Source organism: Nonomuraea sp. NPDC049624 (assembly GCF_040675255.1).
GTDB lineage: Bacteria > Actinomycetota > Actinomycetes > Streptosporangiales > Streptosporangiaceae > Nonomuraea.
In genome coordinates, this window is record NZ_JBFAOR010000011.1 from 51,524 (window position 1) to 70,706 (window position 19,183).

17 protein-coding genes are annotated in these 19,183 nt (G+C 71.8%); 14 read left to right on the top strand and 3 right to left on the bottom strand.

Annotation, left to right across the window (positions count from 1 at the left end):
- The 3 genes from AB0J76_RS38455 to AB0J76_RS38465 all read right to left on the bottom strand — a co-directional run bounded on the left by AB0J76_RS38455 (position 1) and on the right by AB0J76_RS38465 (position 2,918).
- Positions 1-927 carry a sulfite exporter TauE/SafE family protein gene (locus AB0J76_RS38455; protein ID WP_352323576.1) on the bottom strand — a complete coding sequence of 309 codons (927 nt, stop codon included), beginning with the start codon at positions 925-927 and terminating at the stop codon, positions 1-3.
- Positions 915-2,129 (bottom strand): adenylyl-sulfate kinase, encoded by a 1,215-nt coding sequence (gene cysC, locus AB0J76_RS38460; RefSeq protein WP_352323575.1) that lies wholly within the window; start codon positions 2,127-2,129, stop codon positions 915-917. Before cysC ends, AB0J76_RS38455 begins: the two co-directional genes overlap by 13 nt.
- Positions 2,130-2,198: 69 nt before the next feature.
- Positions 2,199-2,918 carry a methyltransferase domain-containing protein gene (locus tag AB0J76_RS38465; protein ID WP_352323574.1) on the bottom strand — a complete coding sequence of 240 codons (720 nt, stop codon included), beginning with the start codon at positions 2,916-2,918 and terminating at the stop codon, positions 2,199-2,201.
- 62 nt (positions 2,919-2,980) lie between these two features.
- On the opposite strand from AB0J76_RS38465, the gene AB0J76_RS38470 reads away from it, so the two are divergent.
- From AB0J76_RS38470 to AB0J76_RS38535, 14 genes are all read left to right on the top strand, one after another.
- On the top strand, positions 2,981-3,352 hold the full coding sequence (locus AB0J76_RS38470) for a signal peptidase I (RefSeq protein WP_352323573.1): 372 nt from the start codon (positions 2,981-2,983) through the stop codon (positions 3,350-3,352).
- A gap of 75 nt (positions 3,353-3,427) precedes the next feature.
- Entirely contained in the window at positions 3,428-6,928 is a 3,501-nt protein-coding gene (gene mfd, locus AB0J76_RS38475) for a transcription-repair coupling factor (RefSeq protein ID WP_352323572.1), read from the top strand.
- Positions 6,925-7,545, top strand: a complete 621-nt coding sequence (locus AB0J76_RS38480; protein WP_352323577.1) for a SurA N-terminal domain-containing protein — start codon at positions 6,925-6,927, stop codon at positions 7,543-7,545. The genes mfd and AB0J76_RS38480 overlap by 4 nt, the downstream gene beginning before the upstream one ends.
- A 4-nt stretch (positions 7,546-7,549) precedes the next feature.
- Positions 7,550-8,482: a MazG family protein gene (locus AB0J76_RS38485; protein WP_352323571.1), complete on the top strand. Its 933-nt coding sequence runs from the start codon at positions 7,550-7,552 to the stop codon at positions 8,480-8,482.
- Positions 8,483-8,557: 75 nt separating this feature from the next.
- Entirely contained in the window at positions 8,558-10,564 is a 2,007-nt protein-coding gene (locus tag AB0J76_RS38490) for a protein kinase (RefSeq protein ID WP_352323570.1), read from the top strand.
- A gap of 178 nt (positions 10,565-10,742) precedes the next feature.
- Complete coding sequence (eno, locus tag AB0J76_RS38495; protein WP_352323569.1) at positions 10,743-12,020, top strand: phosphopyruvate hydratase; 1,278 nt, start codon at positions 10,743-10,745, stop codon at positions 12,018-12,020.
- Positions 12,021-12,091: 71 nt separating this feature from the next.
- Positions 12,092-12,502: a septum formation initiator family protein gene (locus AB0J76_RS38500; protein WP_352323568.1), complete on the top strand. Its 411-nt coding sequence runs from the start codon at positions 12,092-12,094 to the stop codon at positions 12,500-12,502.
- Positions 12,492-12,980, top strand: coding sequence for a DUF501 domain-containing protein (locus tag AB0J76_RS38505; protein ID WP_352323567.1), 489 nt, complete (start codon positions 12,492-12,494; stop codon positions 12,978-12,980). The genes AB0J76_RS38500 and AB0J76_RS38505 overlap by 11 nt, the downstream gene beginning before the upstream one ends.
- Positions 12,971-13,918 carry a Ppx/GppA phosphatase family protein gene (locus AB0J76_RS38510; protein WP_352323566.1) on the top strand — a complete coding sequence of 316 codons (948 nt, stop codon included), beginning with the start codon at positions 12,971-12,973 and terminating at the stop codon, positions 13,916-13,918. Before AB0J76_RS38505 ends, AB0J76_RS38510 begins: the two co-directional genes overlap by 10 nt.
- Positions 13,919-14,106: 188 nt before the next feature.
- Positions 14,107-15,564 carry a hypothetical protein gene (locus AB0J76_RS38515; RefSeq protein ID WP_352323565.1) on the top strand — a complete coding sequence of 486 codons (1,458 nt, stop codon included), beginning with the start codon at positions 14,107-14,109 and terminating at the stop codon, positions 15,562-15,564.
- An 88-nt stretch (positions 15,565-15,652) separates the two neighbouring features.
- Positions 15,653-15,979: a PadR family transcriptional regulator gene (locus AB0J76_RS38520; protein ID WP_352323564.1), complete on the top strand. Its 327-nt coding sequence runs from the start codon at positions 15,653-15,655 to the stop codon at positions 15,977-15,979.
- Entirely contained in the window at positions 15,976-16,920 is a 945-nt protein-coding gene (locus AB0J76_RS38525) for a hypothetical protein (protein ID WP_352323563.1), read from the top strand. Before AB0J76_RS38520 ends, AB0J76_RS38525 begins: the two co-directional genes overlap by 4 nt.
- 18 nt (positions 16,921-16,938) lie before the next feature.
- Complete coding sequence (locus AB0J76_RS38530; protein WP_352323562.1) at positions 16,939-17,733, top strand: uracil-DNA glycosylase; 795 nt, start codon at positions 16,939-16,941, stop codon at positions 17,731-17,733.
- A gap of 95 nt (positions 17,734-17,828) precedes the next feature.
- Positions 17,829-19,145 carry an NAD(P)/FAD-dependent oxidoreductase gene (locus AB0J76_RS38535; RefSeq protein ID WP_352323561.1) on the top strand — a complete coding sequence of 439 codons (1,317 nt, stop codon included), beginning with the start codon at positions 17,829-17,831 and terminating at the stop codon, positions 19,143-19,145.
- Positions 19,146-19,183 lie beyond the last annotated feature (38 nt).

The following is a 19,183-nucleotide window of genomic DNA, read 5'->3' on the forward strand; positions in this document are numbered from 1 at the left end:
TCACTGCGTGAGGCGGCTCGGTCGCCTTACGCCGCCGCCTTCCCCCGCTCTGGTCGCTGCGCTCCCGCCGCTCCTCCAGGCGACGGCACTCCCTCGCACCCTCCAGCCGACGACGGTGACGGCCGAGGCGAGGGCGAGGAGGGCGACGGTGAGGGTGTTGTTCACGTCCAGGAGCTTGAGCGCCGAGGCGAGCAGGACGATCGCCAGCAGGGCCCTGATCAGCCCGCCCGGGGCGCGTGAGGAGATCCGCGCGCCGAGGTAGACGCCGGGGATCGAGCCGACCAGCAGCGAGAGCGTGAGCTCCAGCTTGAAGTCGCCGAACATCAGGTGGCCGAGCGCGGCCGACGCGACCAGGGGCACGGCCTGCACCAGGTCGGTGCCGACGAGCTGGTTGGCCTTGAGCGCCGGATAGAGCACGAGCAGGGCCACGATGATCAGCGACCCCGATCCCACGGAGGAGACGCCGACCACGAGCCCGCCTACCGTACCGACCAGTAGGGTCGGAATTGGGCGCACGACGATCTCGTGGGCGCTCGACGAGCCGCCCCGCGCGCCGAGCCAGCCCTTGACCGCCATGCCGACGACGGCCAGCAGCAGCGCCACGCCCAGCGCGTACTTGACCGCGTCCGTCACGGCGAACGCGCGGGCCAGGAACACCCCGCAGAACGCGGCCGGCACCGACCCGGCGCACAACCAGCCGACCAGCCGCAGATTCACCGTGCCCCGCCGCAGGTGGACGACGCTGCCGACCGGTTTCATGACCGCCGAGGCGACCAGGTCGCTGGAGACCGCGGCCAGCGGCGGGACGTTGAAGAACAACATCATCATCGGGGTCATCAGGGCCCCGCCGCCCATGCCGGTCAGGCCGACCACGACGGCGACGACGAAGGACCCGGCGACCAGTGCGAAGTCGATCAACGTACCCATCCTCCGGACTGCAGCGCCCCCAGGACCTGGGAGACGGCCGCCTCGATCGAGATGTGCGTGGTGTCGATCACCAGGTCGGCGTCGTCCGGCTCCTCGTAGGGGTCGGAGACGCCGGTGAACTCGGGGATCAGGCCGGCGCGGGCCTTGGCGTACAGGCCCTTGCGGTCGCGCCGCTCGCACTCGGCCAGCGGCGTGGCGACGTGCACGAGCAGGAAGTCGGCCCCGACGGACTCGACCGTCTCGCGCACCTCCTCGCGGGTGGCGGCGTAGGGGGCGATGGGGGCGCAGATCGCCAGGCCGCCGTGGCGGGCCGCCTCGGCCGCGACGAAGCCGATGCGCCGGATGTTCAGGTCGCGGTCGGCCTTGGAGAAGGTCAGGCCCTTGGACAGCAGGTGGCGCACGACGTCGCCGTCGAGGTAGGTGACGGTGCGGGTGCCGAGCTCCAGCAGGGCGTCGCGCAGGCCGCGGGCGATGGTGGACTTGCCCGAGCCGGACAGGCCGGTGAAGAAGACGACCAGGCCGCGGCGATGGGGCGGGCCGGGGAGCGTGACCGGCTCGGGGCCCGCGTAGTGCTCGGTGGCGCCGTAGGCGGTGGCGACGTGCTCGCGCAGTTCGAGGTCGATCTCCGGCTCCGCGCGCGGCGCCAGCGGGACCGGGACGACGAGGGTGCCCTCCGGCAGGTGCGCCTTGGCGCGCAGCGCGGCGCGGACGACGCCGGGGCCCGCCTCGCCGTACGAGAGGGGGAGCAGCACGATCACCGCGTCGAGCTCCTTCGCGGTGGCGGTGATCTCGGTGAGGTCGTCGAGCGGCCCGCGCATCGTGACGGCCAGCGCGGGCCGGCCGCCCAGCTCGGCCCTGACCTCCGCGGGCGTGCGGCGCAGCCGGGCGAACGGGCCGTGCTCGGGCGCGCCGAGCGCCTTGAGCGGCCCCGAGGTCAGGCCGTCGGCCTCGCGCGCGGTCACGGTGAGCACGGCCAGCGGCAGGCCCTCGGGGTCGAGCAGCCGCACCTCGTCGCCGGGCGAGACCTCGGCGGGCAGGTGGAGGGTGACCGGCGCGGGCCAGGGGGTGCCGTCGGCGAGCGTGCCGCGCTCCTGCACGGCGTGCAGGTCGTCGTGGCCGAGGAAGCCGATCAGTGGCTCGAACGCCCCGGACAGCAGCAGCTCAAGGTCGGCCAGCTCGTGCGCGTCCGGGGTCCACTCCACGGTTCCGACATCCCAACTATTCCGATTGAATTGGTAGGAAAGGAGTCTATCGCTCGGACCGCCCTGTCGCTAGAGCAGCCGGGCGAAGTGATGCTGGGGCTTCCTGATCACCATCGTGATCTCGTCGTGGGACGCCGGGTAACGCCCGCCGCTCAGCCGGTCGACCAGCGCGACGGCGGCGGAGCCGAGCCGGCCGGCGCGGGCCGGGCCGCTGACCCGGCGCTCGTCGTCGGTGATCATCAGGCCGCGGCTGAGACAGAAGGCGTGCATGCCGTCGCTGGAGGCCAGCGGCTCGTAGACGACGGGCAGCGGGCCCGGCGTGCCGGGGGTGACCAGCGTGCGCCACAACGCCCGGCGCAGCCACGACGGCGTGAGGCGGTCGAGCAGCCCGTAGGCCGACTTCCTGTCGCGCATGCGCAGCAGCACCAGGCCGCCCGGGCGCAGCGACTGGAGCAGGCGGTCGAACACCAGCTCGGCGTGCTGGACGCGTTCGAGCAGGAACGACAGGTGGATCACGTCGTAGGCGCGGTGCTGGAGCGGCACGCAGCGCAGGTCGCCGAGCGACCAGGCCACCAGGTCGGCGCGCTCCTCCACGACGTCCCTGATGACCGGGTGGTCCACGTCGGCGCCCGTGGCCCTGGCCTCCAGCGGCTCCACGTCGAGCGGCTCGTCGTGGGCGCACCCCGCGACGAGTATGTCGAGCCGCCGGCTGAACCGCCCGGCCCAGTGCTCGCGGATCCGTTGACCGAAGAGGTCGCCTCGCTGGGCGACTGATCGCACCTCAGACATGTCACCTACAGTAATCAATCGAGCCGTCTCGGTTAGGCACTTCCCTGCTAGCGTCCTGCCCCGTGGACGGGCAGGTTTACGTGGGGAACGCCAATATCGACGCGGCCGGCGACCGGGGCTGGCTGCTCGGTCACTTCAAACCCTTCGGCGACCCAAGACACAGTGAGGAAGTCGAGATCAAGTGGGGCGTGCACCCGGCGGGCGACGAGCGCGCGCAGTGGGTGAGGGGCGAGGAGCGCACCGCCCTGCTCGTCCTGATCAGCGGCCGGTTCCGGGTGGAGCTGCCGGGGCGCGGCGTGCTGCTGACCGAGCCCGGCGACTACGTGGTCTGGGGCAAGGGCGTCGACCACTCGTGGGTCGCCGAGGCGGAGTCGGTGGTGCTCACCGTACGCTGGCCGTCGGTCCCCGGTTACCGGGTGCCGCACCCCGAGTAGGCTGGGTGGAGACCCCCGCGACCTGACCCGGCCGGGGGTAGTTGTGTTGCCGTCGTGGGGCTGTGGGCGTATCTGATGAGTCTTTCCGGATTGCTTGACGTTGTGGCCCTGGGGGCCGGGGCCGACCCGAAGCTGACCGCCGCGCTCGAAGAGGGCGGCGACGTCTCACTGATCGCGCCGTCGGCGTTGCGGCCGTTCGGCGTGGCCGCGCTGGCCGCGCACGACCAGCGCACCGTGCTGGCCGTCACCGCCACCGGCCGGGAGGCCGAGGACCTGGCGGCGGCGTTGACGAGCCTTCTCGAGCCGAGCTCGGTCGCGGTGTTCCCGGCCTGGGAGACGCTGCCGCACGAGCGGCTCTCGCCGCGCAGCGACACCGTGGGCCAGCGCCTGGCCGTGCTGCGCAGGCTGGCGCACCCGGTCAAGGGCGACACCGCCGCCGGGCCGCTCGGCGTGGTGGTCGCCCCGGTCAGGGCGCTGCTCCAGCCGATCGTCAAGGGGCTCGGCGACCTGGAGCCGATCAGGCTGCGGGCGGGCGACGACGCCGACCTCGACGAGGTGGTCGAGCGCCTGGTCACCAACGGCTACCACCGGGTCGACATGGTGGAGAAGCGCGGCGAGGTGGCCGTGCGCGGCGGGCTGCTCGACGTGTTCCCGCCCACCGAGGAGCATCCGCTGCGGCTGGAGTTCTGGGGCGACACGGTCGAGGAGATCCGCTGGTTCAAGGTGGCCGACCAGCGCTCGCTGGAGGCGGCCGAGGACGGCCTGTTCGCGCCGCCGTGCCGCGAGCTGCTGCTGACCGGCGAGGTCCGGGCGCGGGCGCGGGAGCTGGCGCAGGAGCATCCGGCGCTCGCCGAGGTGCTCGACCAGCTCGCCGACGGCATTCCGGTCGAGGGCATGGAGGCGTTCGCGCCGGTGCTGGCGGGGGAGATGGACCTGCTGCTCGACCACCTGCCGGTCAGGTCGGCGGTGTTCGTGTGCGACCCCGAGCGCATCAGGGGCCGGGCCGAAGAGCTCGTACGCACCTCGCAGGAGTTCCTGGAGGCGTCCTGGATCAATGCGGCGGCCGGCGGCGAGGCCCCGATCGACCTGGGCGCGGCGGCCTTCCGCACGCTGGAGGAGATCCGCGACCACGCCGGCGCGCTGGGCCAGCCGTGGTGGACGATGGCGCCGTTCGGCAACGGCGTCGAGCTCGACGCCCAGGACTCCGAGGCCTACCGGGGCGACACCGCCAAGGCGCTGGCCGACATCAAGGGCTGGCTGGCCGAGGACAAGGCGGTCGTGCTGCTCAGCGAGGGCCACGGGCCGGCCGAGCGCATGGTCGAGCTGCTCAAGGGCGTCGACGTGCCCGCGCGGTTGCAGAGTTTCCTGGACAAGGCGCCCGAGCCCAAGGTCGTGCACGTCTCGACCGGCCTGATCGAGCACGGGTTCATCACCCCGCGCCTGGCCGTGCTCACCCACCTCGACCTGGTGGGCCAGAAGGCGTCCACCAAGGACATGCGCCGGCTGCCCTCGCGCCGCCGCAACATGGTCGACCCGCTCCAGCTCAAGGTCGGCGACCACGTCGTGCACGAGCAGCACGGCGTCGGCCGCTACGTCGAGATGGTCCAGCGCACGGTCCAGGGCGCGACCCGCGAGTACCTGGTCATCGAGTACGCCAAGGGCGACCGCCTCTACGTGCCCACCGACCAGCTCGACGAGGTCACCCGCTACGTCGGCGGCGAGGCGCCCACGCTCAACCGCATGGGCGGCGCCGACTGGGCCAAGGCCAAGTCCAGGGCCAAGAAGGCGGTCAAGGAGATCGCCGGCGAGCTGATCAGGCTCTACTCGGCCCGCATGGCCTCGCCGGGCCACGCCTTCGGCGCCGACACGCCGTGGCAGCGTGAGATGGAGGACGCCTTCCCCTACGCCGAGACCGGCGACCAGCTCGAAGCCATCGACGAGGTCAAGCGCGACATGGAACGCGGCGTCCCGATGGACCGGCTGATCTGCGGCGACGTCGGCTACGGCAAGACCGAGATCGCGGTGCGGGCGGCGTTCAAGGCCGTCCAGGACGGCAAGCAGGTGGCCGTGCTGGTGCCGACCACGCTGCTGGTGCAGCAGCACATGTCCACCTTCGCCGAGCGGTTCTCCAGCTTCCCCATCGCGATCAGGCCGATCTCGCGCTTCCAGACCGACGGCGAGGTCAAGGGCACGATGGAGGGGCTGCGGTCGGGCGCGGTCGACGTCGTCATCGGCACCCACCGGCTGCTCAGCCCGGAGGTCAGGTTCAAGGACCTCGGGCTGATCATCATCGACGAGGAGCAGCGGTTCGGCGTCGAGCACAAGGAGGCCATGAAGCACCTGCGCACGCAGGTCGACGTGCTGGCCATGTCGGCCACGCCGATCCCGCGCACGCTGGAGATGGGCCTGACCGGCATCCGCGAGATGTCCACAATCCTGACGCCGCCGGAGGAGCGGCACCCGATCCTCACGTTCGTGGGGCCGTACGAGGAGAAGCAGATCGCGGCGGCGATCCGGCGCGAGCTGATGCGCGACGGCCAGATCTTCTTCGTGCACAACCGGGTGGCCTCGATCAACCGGGTGGCGGCGCGGCTGCGCGAGCTGGTCCCCGAGGCGCGCATCGCGGTCGCCCACGGCCAGATGAACGAGCACCAGCTCGAGAAGATCATGGTCGGCTTCTGGGAACGCGAGTACGACCTGCTCGTCTCCACCACGATCGTCGAGTCCGGCCTCGACGTGCCCAACGCCAACACGCTCATCGTCGACCGGGCCGATAACTACGGCCTGTCCCAGCTCCACCAGCTCAGGGGCCGGGTCGGGCGAGGCAGGGAACGCGGTTACGCGTACTTCCTCTACCCGCCGGAGAAGCCGCTGACGGAGACCGCGCACGAGCGCCTGGCCACCATCTCCCAGCACACCGAGATGGGCGCGGGCATGTACGTCGCGATGAAGGACCTGGAGATCCGCGGCGCGGGCAACGTGCTCGGCGCCGAGCAGTCGGGCTTCATCGCGGGCGTCGGCTTCGACCTCTACGTGCGCCTGATGGCCGAGGCCGTGCAGGAGCAGAAGGCCAAGCTGTCCGGGGCCGAGGTCCAGCAGGAGCAGCAGGACGTCAAGGTCGAGCTGCCCATCAACGCCCACATCCCGCACGACTACGTCACCTCCGAGCGGCTGCGGCTGGAGGCGTACAAGCGCATCGCGGCCATCACCGCGCCGATCCACATCGACGAGGTCCGCGACGAGCTCACCGACCGCTACGGCAAGCCGCCGGTGGAGGTGGAGAACCTGCTGGAGGTGGCCCGCTTCCGGATCAAGGCGCGCTCGGCCGGGCTCACCGACGTCACGCTGCAGGGGCAGAACATCAAGTTCGGCCCGGCCCGGCTGCGGGAGTCGCAGCAGGTCAGGCTCGACCGGCTGTACAAGAAGGCGGTCTACAAGCAGGCGGCCGAGACGTTGCTCGTGCCGGTGCCCAAGACCAAGCCGCTGGGCGGGCAGCCGTTGCGCGACCTGGATCTGCTCAAATGGTGCGGCGACCTGGTCGAGGCGATGTTTCTTGAGCCCGCGCGGGTAAGCTGAGCGCGGTTTTTGTTCGGAAAGGGACGCATGTGAAGTCGATTCGAGTGGCTGTGGCCGCCGGTGCGGTCGGACTCGCCGCGCTGACCGCCTGCTCTTCGCCCATGGAGGCCGGAGCAGCGGCCGTGGTCGGGAGCGAGCGCATCTCGGCCCGCGACCTGACCAGGAACGTTCAGGAGTACGAGGCCGCCCTCAAGCGCGCCAACGTCTCGGCCGAGCAGCTCGGGGTGCCCGTCACCCAGTTCGTGCTCTACCGGATGGCGAACGAGAGCGCGTTCAGGCAGCTCGCGGCCAAGCACAACGTGCAGGTCAGCGAGAGCGAGGTGGACAACGCGCTCAAGGACCCGGGCCAGTACCAGTCGCCCGAGATCAACCTGATCGCCAGGGGCGTCAGCCCGGCCGACGCGCGGGGCTACCTGCGCGCGGAGCTGGGCGCGGTCAAGGTGCGCAACCAGCTCGGCGGCGCCCAGGACCAGGCCGCGCAGGAGAAGTTCGTCAAGGAGCTGACGAGCATCAAGCCGGTCTACAGTCCCCGTTACGGCCAGTTCAGCCAGCAGGGCTTCGTCGATCCGGGCCGGTTCGGCAAGTCCTCCCAGCAGGCGCAGCCGCAGCAGGGCTAGCCCGATGCCGCTGATCGTCGTCACCACCTCGCCCCGGGTCGCGCCGGGCCTGCTGAGCGACCAGGCCTGGCAGGCGCTGCGCTCGGGGCCCGTGCTGACCGGCTCGGCCGGCCACCCGCAGCTTCCCTATCTGGCCGCCGCCGGGATCGAGGCGGAGGTCGTCGTGCCCGACGCGGTCGCGCTGTCCAGGCGGGCGGTGCGCGAGCGGGTGGTCTGGCTCGCCGGTGACGACGAGGACTTCATGCGCGCGATCGGGCGCGCGGCCATCGCGCTCGACGAGCCGCCGCTCATCGAGGTCGTGCCCGGTTCGTACGACCTGCCCGGCTCGCGGGTGCTCGACCTGGTCGCGGTGATGGACCGGCTGCGCACCGAATGCCCGTGGGACCGCAAGCAGACGCACGAGTCGCTGGTGCCGTACCTGCTGGAGGAGTCGTACGAGGTCCTGGAGACGATCGAGCAGGGCGACTACCCGGCGCTCCGCGAGGAGCTCGGCGACCTGCTGCTCCAGGTGGTCTTCCACGCCCGCGTGGCCGAGACGTTCGACATGGACGACGTCGCCGCGGGGATCGTCGAGAAGCTCGTCCGGCGGCACCCGCACGTGTTCGGATCGGTGCGGGCCGAGAGCGCGGACGAGGTCAACGACAACTGGGAGGCGATCAAGGCGGCCGAGCGGGCGGCCAAGGGCGGCGAGTCGTCGGTGCTCGACGGCGTCCCCCTGGGCCAGCCCGCGCTCGCGCTGGCCGCCCAGCTGCTGCGCAGGGCCGAACGGGCCGGTGCGCCCGAGGCCCTGGCGGCCGCGATCGGCCAGGGGGTGGCGCGCGAGCTGTTCGACCTCGTACGCCGGGCGCAGGAGGCCGGGCTGGACCCCGAGGCCGAGCTGCGCGCCGCGGCCCGTGCCTACCGCGACCGCGTACGCGCGTGGGAGTCCAACGCCTGACCGTCTCGGTTGTCGGGAGAAGTCACCAAATGCCAGGATCCTCGGGGGCTTGAACCGGCGAGCCGAGGGGGACTGGTGGTGGAGCTGAGACCGCTGCGCTCGGGGGAGCCGCGGGAGGTGGCGGGCTACCGCCTGCTCGGCCGGCTGGGCGACGGCGGCCAGGGGTCGGTGTTCCTCGGCCGCGACGCGCGCGGCGGCCACGCGGCCGTCAAGGTGCTGCATCCGCGCCTGCTGGGCGACGAGCGGGCCACCCGCCGGTTCCTGCGGGAGAGCACGACCGCCGCCAAGGTGGCCGGCGCGCGCACGGCCCGGATCTACGGCAGCGGGCTGGCCGAGGGGCGGCCGTACATCGTCAGCGAGTTCATCGACGGGCCGTCCCTGCACGACCTGGTCCTGGACGGCGGCCCGCTGACCGGCGGCGAGCTGGACCGGCTGGCGGCCGGCACGATCACGGCCCTGACCGCCATCCACGGCGCGGGCATCGTGCACCGCGACTTCAAGCCGAGCAACGTGCTGATGGGCCAGGACGGCCCCCGCGTGATCGACTTCGGCATCGCCAAGGACGTGGACGTCTCCACCACGGCGAGCAGCGTCGTCGGCACGCCGGGGTACATGTCGCCGGAGCAGATCGCGGGGGAGGGCGCGACGGCCGCCTCCGACGTCTTCAGCTGGGCGGCCACCCTCGGGTTCGCCGCCACGGGGGAGCCGCTGTTCGGCAGGGACTCGATCCCGGCCGTGATGAACCGGATCCTGCACGCCGAGCCGGACCTGCGGGAGGTGCCCGAGCCGCTGCGCGCGGTGCTGGCGGCGTGCCTGGCCAAGGAGCCGGGGGCGCGGCCGTCGGCCGAGGAGGTGCTGGCGCGGCTGCTGGGCCGCACGGCGCCGCGCGGGCCCGTCAGCGGGCCCGTCAGCGGGCCTGCCAGCGGGCACGGTCCCGGGCGCGTCCGCGGGCCCGTCCGCGAGCAGGTCCGTGGGCAAGCCCGTGGGCACGGTCGCAGGCGGGCGCGACCCGGCGCTGGTGAGGTGCGGGCGGAGCGGTTCGGCGCGGGTGAGGTGCGGGCGGAGCGGTTCGGCGCGGGTCGGGTGACGCGGCGGGGGTGGGCCGCCGCCGGGGTCGGCGTGCTGGTCGCCGTGGGGGTGGTGGCCGGGGTGTTGTGGCGCAACGCCGGTCTGCCCTCCGGCGGGCAGGACGGCGGGCCGGCGGAGGCGTTCGGCGTCGAGCTCGGCCCCCGGTTCGGGCCCGCGTCGGGAGCCCAGGTCGCGGCGATGGCCATCGGGCACCACAAGGGCGCGCCCGTCGTCGTCTACGCCGAGCGGGCGGGCAACTCGATCGAGGTGTGGGACCCGCGTACCGGCGAGCCGCTCGACCGGCTCGCGAACGCCGGCCCCACGCCGGTGCGCTCGCTGCTGCTGGTCCCGGTGGGCGGCCGGCAGACCGCGGTCTGGACGGGCACGGACGGGGCCGTGCGGCGCTGGCGCATCGGCGACGCCCGCCCTGGCACGTGGCACGCGGTGTGCCCGTCGGAGGCCCGCCTGGCGCCCGGCCAGTGGCGCAAGCAGCCCGCGGTGATGATCGGCTGCCGTGACGGCCGGGTCGTGACGCTCGACCTGGCCGCCAACCGCGTCGTCGCCCGCGCCAGGCCGGCCACCGGCCCGGTCACCGCCCTGGCCTGGGACGAGGCCAGCGGCAAGGCCCTCGTCGGCACCGGCCGGGGCCTGGTGCACGCGGCCGGCGGGCTGCTCGGCGAGGGCAAGGGCGAGGTGCGTTCGGTCGCCGCGTTCGGCGACGGCCGCGCCGCCGTCACCACGGGCCGCTCGACCGCCGTGTACGACCTGGCCAGCGGCGCCTACGTGCGCGGCTTCACCACGGGCGCGGCGGGCGCCGGCGTCACGGCCGCGGGCGGCCGCCGGATGATCGCCGGCGGCGGCGACGGGGTCACCGTGTGGAACGCCGACCGCGGCGAGCGGCTGGGCGGCCTCGTGCCGGGCAGGAAGGTCACCGCCCTGGCGGTGGGCGACGGCCTGCTGGTCGCCGCGACAGGCGGCCGCCTCCAGGCCTGGAGCCTGTCCCCGACCGGCTGACCCCCGACGGGCCCGAAGCCTGTCCCCGACCGGCTGACCCCCGACGGGCCCGAAGCCTGTCCCCGACCGACTGGCCATGACGGGCCCGATGTCCGGCAGTCGGACCGTGCCGTATCGGTGGCCCTGGGTACCGATAGGCTCTGATGGCATATTGCCTTTCGATTTAGGAGCGCAACCCGTGGCTACCATCGAGGTCGTTTACGCTCGCGAGATCCTCGACTCCCGGGGCAACCCCACGGTCGAGGTCGAGGTCGTGCTCGACGACGGCAGCAGCGGCCGCGCCGCCGTGCCGAGCGGGGCGTCCACCGGCCAGTTCGAGGCGGTCGAGCTGCGTGACGGCGGCAAGCGCTATGGCGGCAAGGGCGTGGAGAAGGCCGTGCTGGCGGTGACCGACGAGATCTTCGAGGAGATCAACGGGATCGAGGCCGAGGACCAGCGCATCATCGACCAGATCATGATCGACCTCGACCGCACGCCGAACAAGGCCAAGCTGGGCGCCAACGCCATCCTGGGCGTCTCGCTCGCCGTCGCCAAGGCCGCGGCCGACAGCGCCGACCTGCCCCTGTTCCGCTACGTCGGCGGCCCCAACGCCCACGTGCTGCCCGTGCCGATGATGAACATCCTCAACGGCGGCGCGCACGCCGACACCAACGTCGACATCCAGGAGTTCATGATCGCGCCGATCGGGGCGGAGACGTTCCGCGAGGCCGTGCGCATGGGCACCGAGGTCTACCACGCGCTCAAGGGCGTGCTGAAGGAGAAGGGCTACGCGACGGGCCTGGGCGACGAGGGCGGCTTCGCCCCCAACCTGCCCTCCAACCGCGACGCCCTCGACCTGATCCTGGTCGCGATCGAGCGGGCCGGCTACGTGCCGGGCGAAGACGTGGCGCTGGCCCTCGACGTGGCCGCCTCCGAGTTCCACAAGGACGGCGTCTACACGATCGACGGCAAGGGCGTCTCGGCGCGGGAGCTCATCGCCTTCTACGAAGACCTGGTCGCCAACTACCCGCTCGTCTCCATCGAGGACCCCCTCGACGAGGAGGACTGGGAGGGCTGGAAGGCCATCACCGAGGCCCTCGGCGACAAGGTGCAGCTCGTCGGCGACGACCTGTTCGTCACCAACCCCGAGCGGCTGGAGCGCGGCATCAACGAGGGCACCGCCAACGCCCTGCTGGTCAAGGTCAACCAGATCGGCACGCTGTCGGAGACCCTCGACGCCGTCGACCTGGCCCACCGCAACGGCTACCGGTGCATGATGAGCCACCGTTCCGGCGAGACCGAGGACACGACGATCGCCGACCTGGCGGTGGCGGTCAACTGCGGCCAGATCAAGACCGGCGCCCCGGCGCGGTCCGACCGCGTGGCCAAGTACAACCAGTTGCTGCGCATCGAGGAGCTTCTCGACGATGCCGCCCGCTACGCGGGTCGCGCGGCTTTTCCGCGGTTCCGGCGCTAGTTTCGACTGACGGTCCGCGGCCTGGGAAGGTCTGACGGCCGCGGGCCGTACGTCGAAGGGGGTGTGCAGCATTGGCGAAGAGGCCGCAGCTGACCGGGCGGGCCGCCATCCTCGCGGTCGTGGTGTGCGCGATCGCGATGAGCCTGGCCTACCCTGTGCGCGAGTACATCAGCCTGCGCCGCAGCATCGCCGAGCTGCAGGCGGAGAAGGCCAGGGTCGAGGCCGAGCGGCAGACGCTGCTGGCCCGCGACCGGCAGAGCGACGATCCCAACTGGATCAAGCGCACCGCCAAGGAGCGGCTGCACTTCTGCGGCCCCGGCGAGAAGTGCTATGTGGTGATGGAGCCCGAGCAGGGCAAGGAGCAGACGGCCGTGAAGCAGCCCGTCGAGGTGCCGCCGTGGTACCAGACGCTGTGGGAGTCGGTGGAGGCCGCCGACAAGGGCACGGGCCGCAGAGCGGTGGAGAGCAGCAGTGGAAAGTGACGACGTCGAGGCGGTCCAGCGGCAGCTCGGCCGGCCGCCCAGAGGGCTGCGCGGGGTGGCCCACCGCTGCCCGTGCGGCAATCCCGACGTGGTGGAGACCGCGCCGCGGCTGCCCGACGGGTCGCCGTTCCCGACCCTGTACTACCTGACCTGCCCCAAGGCCGCCTCGGCCATCGGCACGCTCGAAGGCTCCGGCCTGATGCGCGAGATGCAGGCCAGGCTGGCGAGCGACCCCGACCTGGCGGCCGCCTACCAGGCCGCGCACGACGACTACGTCGCCAGGCGCGACAAGGCGGCCCACGACGAGGGCATGGAGCCGCTGCCCCGCGACATGCAGAGCACCGGCGGCATGCCGCTGCGGGTGAAGTGCCTGCACGCCCTGGTGGCGCACGAGCTGGCGGTGCCGGGGAGCAACCCGTTCGGCAGGGAGGCGCTCGACGCGCTCCCCGACTGGTGGAGTGACGGACCATGCGTGTAGCCGCCATCGACTGCGGCACCAACTCGGTGCGCCTGCTCATCGCCGACGTCCGCGACGACACGCTGCACGACGTCGAGCGGCGGATGGAGATCGTCCGGCTGGGGCAGGGGGTCGACCGCACCGGCATGCTGGCGCCCGACGCGCTGGAGCGCACGTTCAAGGCGATGCGTTCCTACCGGGAGCTGATCGACCGGCACGGCGCGGTCGCGACCAGGGTGGTCGCCACGAGCGCCACCCGCGACGCGGGCAACCGGCAGGAGTTCGCCGACGGCGTGCGCGAGATCTTCGGCGTGACGCCCGAGGTCGTGACGGGGGCGGAGGAGGCCGAGCTGTCGTTCACGGGGGCGACCAGGGGCCTGCTGCGCATCTCGCCGGAGACCGAGCTGCCGCAGGGCCCGCTGCCGCCCTACCTGGTGGTGGACATCGGCGGCGGCTCCACGGAGTTCGTGGTCGGCTCCGAGCACGCCGAGGCCGCGCTGTCGGTGGACATCGGCTGCGTACGGCTGACCGAACGCCACCTGAGGGACGCCGGCGACCCGCCCTCGGCCCCCGCGCTGGAGGCGGTCGTCGCCGACATCGAGGCGGCCCTCGACCGGGTCGAGGAGGCGGTGCCCGTCGAGCGGGCGCACACGCTGGTCGGCCTGGCGGGCTCGGTGACCACGATCGCGGGCATCGCGCTCGACCTGCCGGCCTACGACTCCGAGCGCATCCACCACTCCAGGATCACCGCCGAGGAGGTGCACGAGGTGACGCGGCGGCTGCTGGCGATGACCCATGGTGATCGCGCGCAGGTCCCGGTGATGCATCCTGGGCGTGTTGACGTGATTGGTGCCGGTGCGCTAATTCTTGACCGGATCGTGCGTCGTTTTGCGTTTTCCCAGGTCGTCGTCAGCGAACACGACATCTTGGACGGAATCGCCTGGTCCCTCGCCGGCTGAGATAGCCAAATCCGGACATTTCCGATCTATGACCCGTGTTGAGCGTGCAATCACTATTGTGATTAGGTAAAGGCGCAAAACGGGGGCTTTGCCATATTGCTGTGCACGGAAGGTGTCGGCGTGGCGACCGTTCCCGAGCGCGTCTTTTCCCTCACGGAATGGAGCACTCTCACATGATGTCTGTTGGGTTGGCACGTAAGGCGGCGGCGTTCGGCGCCTCCGCCGCCGTGCTGGCCGCCATGGCAGCGGGCCTGGTAGCCAGCCCCGCTCAGGCGGCGACCTCGGCCGCGGCCGGCAAGGCCGGCACGGCCACCGCGGCCAAGTCCTCCAAGTCCGGCAAGGTCTCGGTCACCACGCCGAAGGTCTCGTCGAAGGACTACCAGGGTTCCTGTCCGGTCAACCTCCGCTTCTCGTCCAGGATCTCGGTCCCGGTCAAGGGCAAGACCGAGCTCGCCTACCGTTGGCTCCACGGTGACGGGTCCAAGGGCAAGGTTCAGGTGGTCAAGCTCAAGGGCCACGGCACCAAGACGGTCACCGTCAAGGAGTCGGTGACCTTCAAGGGTGAGGTCAAGGGCTGGGAGGCCGTCCAGGTCCTCGGTCCGAAGAAGGCCACGTCCAAGAAGGGCTACTTCTCGGTCAGCTGTGCCGACCAGGGTGGCAAGAATGACGGAAACGACTTTTCGGGCGTCCGTACGGACAAGGACGTGTCGGTCTCGGCTCGCGCCTGGGCCAACCCGTCGTCCTACGAGGGCGTCTGCACCCCGGGTGACAAGATCGACTTCACCGGTCTGATCAGCGTCAACCACCCGACGTGGGTCCGTTACCGCTGGATCCTGAACGGCGAGGTCGCCGACCACGGCAAGGTCAAGGTCTGGAACAAGCGTAAGGTCGGCTTCGGCATCTCCCCGCGTCACAGCCAGCGTGGCTGGGCGCAGCTCGAGATCGTCGGCCCCGACGACGCCCTGTCCAACCGCGCCTACTACAAGGTGTGGTGCAAGGACTCGACCCCCGCTCCCGCTGTCAAGGTGTCGGCCACCAACCTGGTGACGGCCACCAACCACAACGGTTGCAAGGTCGGCGCGCGCGCCACGGTCAGCGCGACCGGCGCCGCGCGCGTCCAGTACACCTGGGCGGTCAACGGCGAGTCGGTGTCCAAGGGCGAGACCTTCTTCGCCGGCAGCGGCTCCAAGACCGTCGAGCTCTCCGAGCAGGCGCTGATCGGCAACGCCGCCAAGGGTGGCAAGATCACCCTGACGGTCACCGGCCGCAACAACAGTGACTCGATCACGCAGTCGTACGCGGCGTGCGAGGCTCCCAAGCCCACCGCGTCCGTGTCGTCCGTGTCGGTCACCAACACCCGCACCGACATGTGCAAGGACAACCGTGGTCCCGGCGTGGACTTCTCGGCCACCCTGCACAGCACCGGCCCGACCACCGTCAAGTACTACTGGGTGGTCAACGGCGTCAAGGACGTCAACGTCCTTGAGCGTCAGGTCAACGGCGACCTCGCCGTGACCTGGGGCGTCGGTGGCACGCAGAACAGCAAGGAGACGAAGGGCACCATCGAGCTCGTCGTCGTCAGCCCGAACGCCGCCTCCTCGGGCGTCGCCAACTACTCGGCGACCTGCCCCAAGACCGACGCCTAAGCTGACCATGTGACCGGGCGGCACCCTCACGGGAGCCGCCCGGTTCTCTTGTTGCCACTACTGTGCTTTGCACAGTACTCTGCTTCGCGTGGATAGCAGCCAGTTGCTCAAGGGCGTGCTCGACCTGGCCGTCCTGGCCGTGCTCGCCGAGCGCGACGGCTACGGCTACGACGTCGTGCGCCGGCTCAGGGAGGCGGGCCTGGAAGAGGTGGGCGACGCCTCCGTGTACGGCACGCTGCGCCGCCTGTTCAAGGCCGGCGCGCTCAACTCCTACGTCGTCGCCTCCGACGAGGGCCCCCACCGCAAGTACTACGGGCTCAACGAGGTCGGCCGCACCCTGTACGCCACCTCCGCCAAGCGGTGGGCGTCGTTCGCGGCCACCATGGATTCCCTGCTCAAGGAGGGCCACGCATGACCACGCCGGAACAGTACGCGCAGGCCGTCCGCGACGCCCTGGCCGGTCACCCCGACCGCGAGGAGCTGATCGAGGACCTCGACGACCATCTGGCCGAGATCGCGGCCGAGTCCGACCTGCCGCTGGAGGATCGGCTCGGGCCGCCCGCCGCGTACGCGGATGAGCTGGTGGCCGCCTACGGGGGGCGTCCCCAGAGCCGCCGGAGTCGCCGTCCGCGGCCGCGCGCGTGGGCGGCGCGGGCGCATGCCGGGCTGCTGCGGCACAGGCCGTACCGGAGCTTCGTGGCCTTCCTGCCCGAGCTGCGGCCCGGCTGGTGGGTGCTGCGCGGCTACCTGCTGGCCATGCTGCTGCTGGCGATCACGGCGGGCGGCGGCGTCGTCCCGGGGAACCTTGCGGAGTGGGCGCTCGTGGCGGTGGCCGTGTGGATCTCGGTGTGGTTCGGCCGGGCCCGCGGCGGGCGCTTCGCCGCGCTGCTGGCCACGGGCGTCAACGTGCTGGCGGCGCTGGCGCTGCTGGCCGGCATGGCGGCGGTCTCCGACCGCGACGACCAGCCGGTCGCGATGGCGGCGCCGGCCGACGTGATGCTGGTCGGCGGCGGCCTCGACGTCTACAACATCAAGCCGTACGCCAAGGACGGCAGCCCGCTGACCGACGTCTACCTCTACGACCAGGACGGCAAACCGATCACGGTCAGCCCCGAGGAGCACGGGTACATGGTCGACCGGTCCTGCGGCGAGCCGGTGCTCAACCGCTACCCGCTGCCGCTGGTCCAGCAGCAGGAGATGATGGCCGACGACGGCATGCCCACGGCCGCGCCCGCCGCGTGCCCGACGGCCTCCACGGCGCCCCTCGCCCCTTCGGCGACGCCCGCGCCGGCCGCCACCGCCACCCCCACTGCCGCCCCCACCGCCGCCACGCCCGTGCCCGAGAGGACGAGGTGATCGGGCACCATCGGTGTCATGAGCTTCGTACCACCCGGCACCGGCTGGCCCGGCGACCCCGCCACCCCTGACACCCCGGTGGCCCATGACCCCGCGGACGTGCGCCGCCTCGCCTCCGCCAGCGGCACCCTCGCGGAGCTCACGGCCGCGCAGTCCGTCTGCCGTGCCTGCCCGCGTCTGGTGGAGTGGCGCGAGGAGGTGGCGCGCGTGCGGCGGCGCGCGTTCGCGGACGAGACGTACTGGGGCCGTCCCGTCCCCGGGTGGGGGGCCGAGCGGCCGAAGGTGCTGCTGGTCGGCCTGGCGCCGGCGGCCCACGGGGGCAACAGGACGGGCCGCATCTTCACCGGCGACCGCAGCGGCGACTGGCTGTTCGCCTCGCTCCACCGCTGCGGCCTGGCGGCCAAGGAGACCAGCACGTACGCCGGCGACGGCCAGGAGCTCATCGACACCAGGGTGGTGGCGTCGGTGCGCTGCGCGCCTCCGGCCAACAAGCCCACGCCGGAGGAGAAGGCCGCCTGTTTCCCGTGGATGGCGCGCGAGGTGGCGATGGTGGCGCAGAGCGTACGGGCGGTGGTGGCGCTCGGCGGGTTCGCCTGGCAGGCCATGTGGCCCGCGCTCAGGGACGCCGGCTACGACCTGCCGCGCACCCGCCCCCGGTTCGGCCACGGCGTCGAGGTCGAGGTCCGGCACGGCGCCGCCCCCGTCACGTTGATCGGCTGCTACCACCCCAGCCAGCAGAACACCTTCACCGGCCGCGTCACCGCCCAGATGCTGGACGACGTCTTCCTCCGGGCCAGGTCACTGGCGGTGTGACGCGTCCCACCATCCCCGGGTTGGACTCTCCGGAAGTGCCCGACGTAAGCTTGTGAATGCTTTCACAAGCATTCCACGAGGGATGGGGCCTCAGGATGAACAAGCACATCTTGATCGTCGGCGGCGGGTACGTCGGCCTGTACACCGCGCTCAGACTGCAGCGCAAGCTCCACCGCGAGCTGCGCGGCGGCGAGGCGCGCATCACGATCATCGACCCCCAGTCCTACATGACCTACCAGCCGTTCCTGCCGGAGGCGGCGGCGGGCAACCTGTCGCCCAGGCACATGGTGGCCCCGCTGCGCCGGATCCTGCCCAAGGTGCGCATCCTCAACGGCACGGTCACCAAGGTCGACCACGCCGAGCGCGTCGTCACCTTCCAGCCCGCCGAGGGCGAGCCGCGCCAGGTGGCCTACGACGTGATCGTGATGGCCGCCGGGTCGATCTCGCGCACGCTGCCGATCCCCGGGCTGACCGACATCGGCATCGGGTTCAAGACCGTCGGCGAGGCCATCGCGCTGCGCAACCGCGTGCTGCACCTGCTCGACGTGGCCGAGTCGACCGTCGATCCCGAGGTGCGGCGCAGGGCGCTGACGTTCGTCGTGGTCGGGGCCGGCTTCGCGGGCGTGGAGGCGCTGGCCGAGCTGGAGGACATGGCCAAGGACTCCACCCGCTACTACCGCAACATCACCCCGGCCGACCTGCGCTGGGTGCTCGTGGAGGCGACGAACCGGGTGCTGCCCGAGGTCGGCCCCGAGATGGGCAAGTGGACGCTGGAGCAGCTGCGCGAACGCGGCATCGAGGTCAAGCTGGGCACCAGGCTGGAGTCGTGCGAGGGCGGCCACGTCGTGCTCAGCGACGGCACCAAGTTCGACGCCGAGACCCTGGTGTGGACGGCGGGCGTCAAGCCGAGCCCGGTCGTCAACGACAGCGACCTGCCCCTGGACGAGCGGGGCCGCATCAAGACCACCGCCGCCCTGACCGTCGCCGGCACCCGCGACGCCTTCGCCGCCGGCGACGCGGCCGGGGTGCCCGACGTGACGAACCCGGGCCAGTACTGCGCCCCCAACGCCCAGCACGCCGTGCGCCAGGCCAAGGTGCTGGCCGACAACATCGTCCGGCACCTGCGCGGCGAGCAACTGGTCAATTACCGCCACAAGTATGTCGGATCGGTCGCCGGATTGGGCCTGCATCAGGGCGTCGCCAATGTCTACGGCGTGAAGCTGCGCGGTTTCCCTGCGTGGTTCATGCACCGCACCTACCATCTGTCGCGGGTGCCGACGCTGAACCGCAAGGTCCGTGTCGTCGTCGACTGGACCCTGGCCCTGTTCTTCAAGCGAGAGACCATCTCGCTGGGTGAGATGGAGCATCCGCGCGACGGATTCAGGGCCGCGGTGGCGACGACCCGCCGCTAGCCCAGGTACGGCAGCGCCCCGGCGAGCATCGCCGGGGC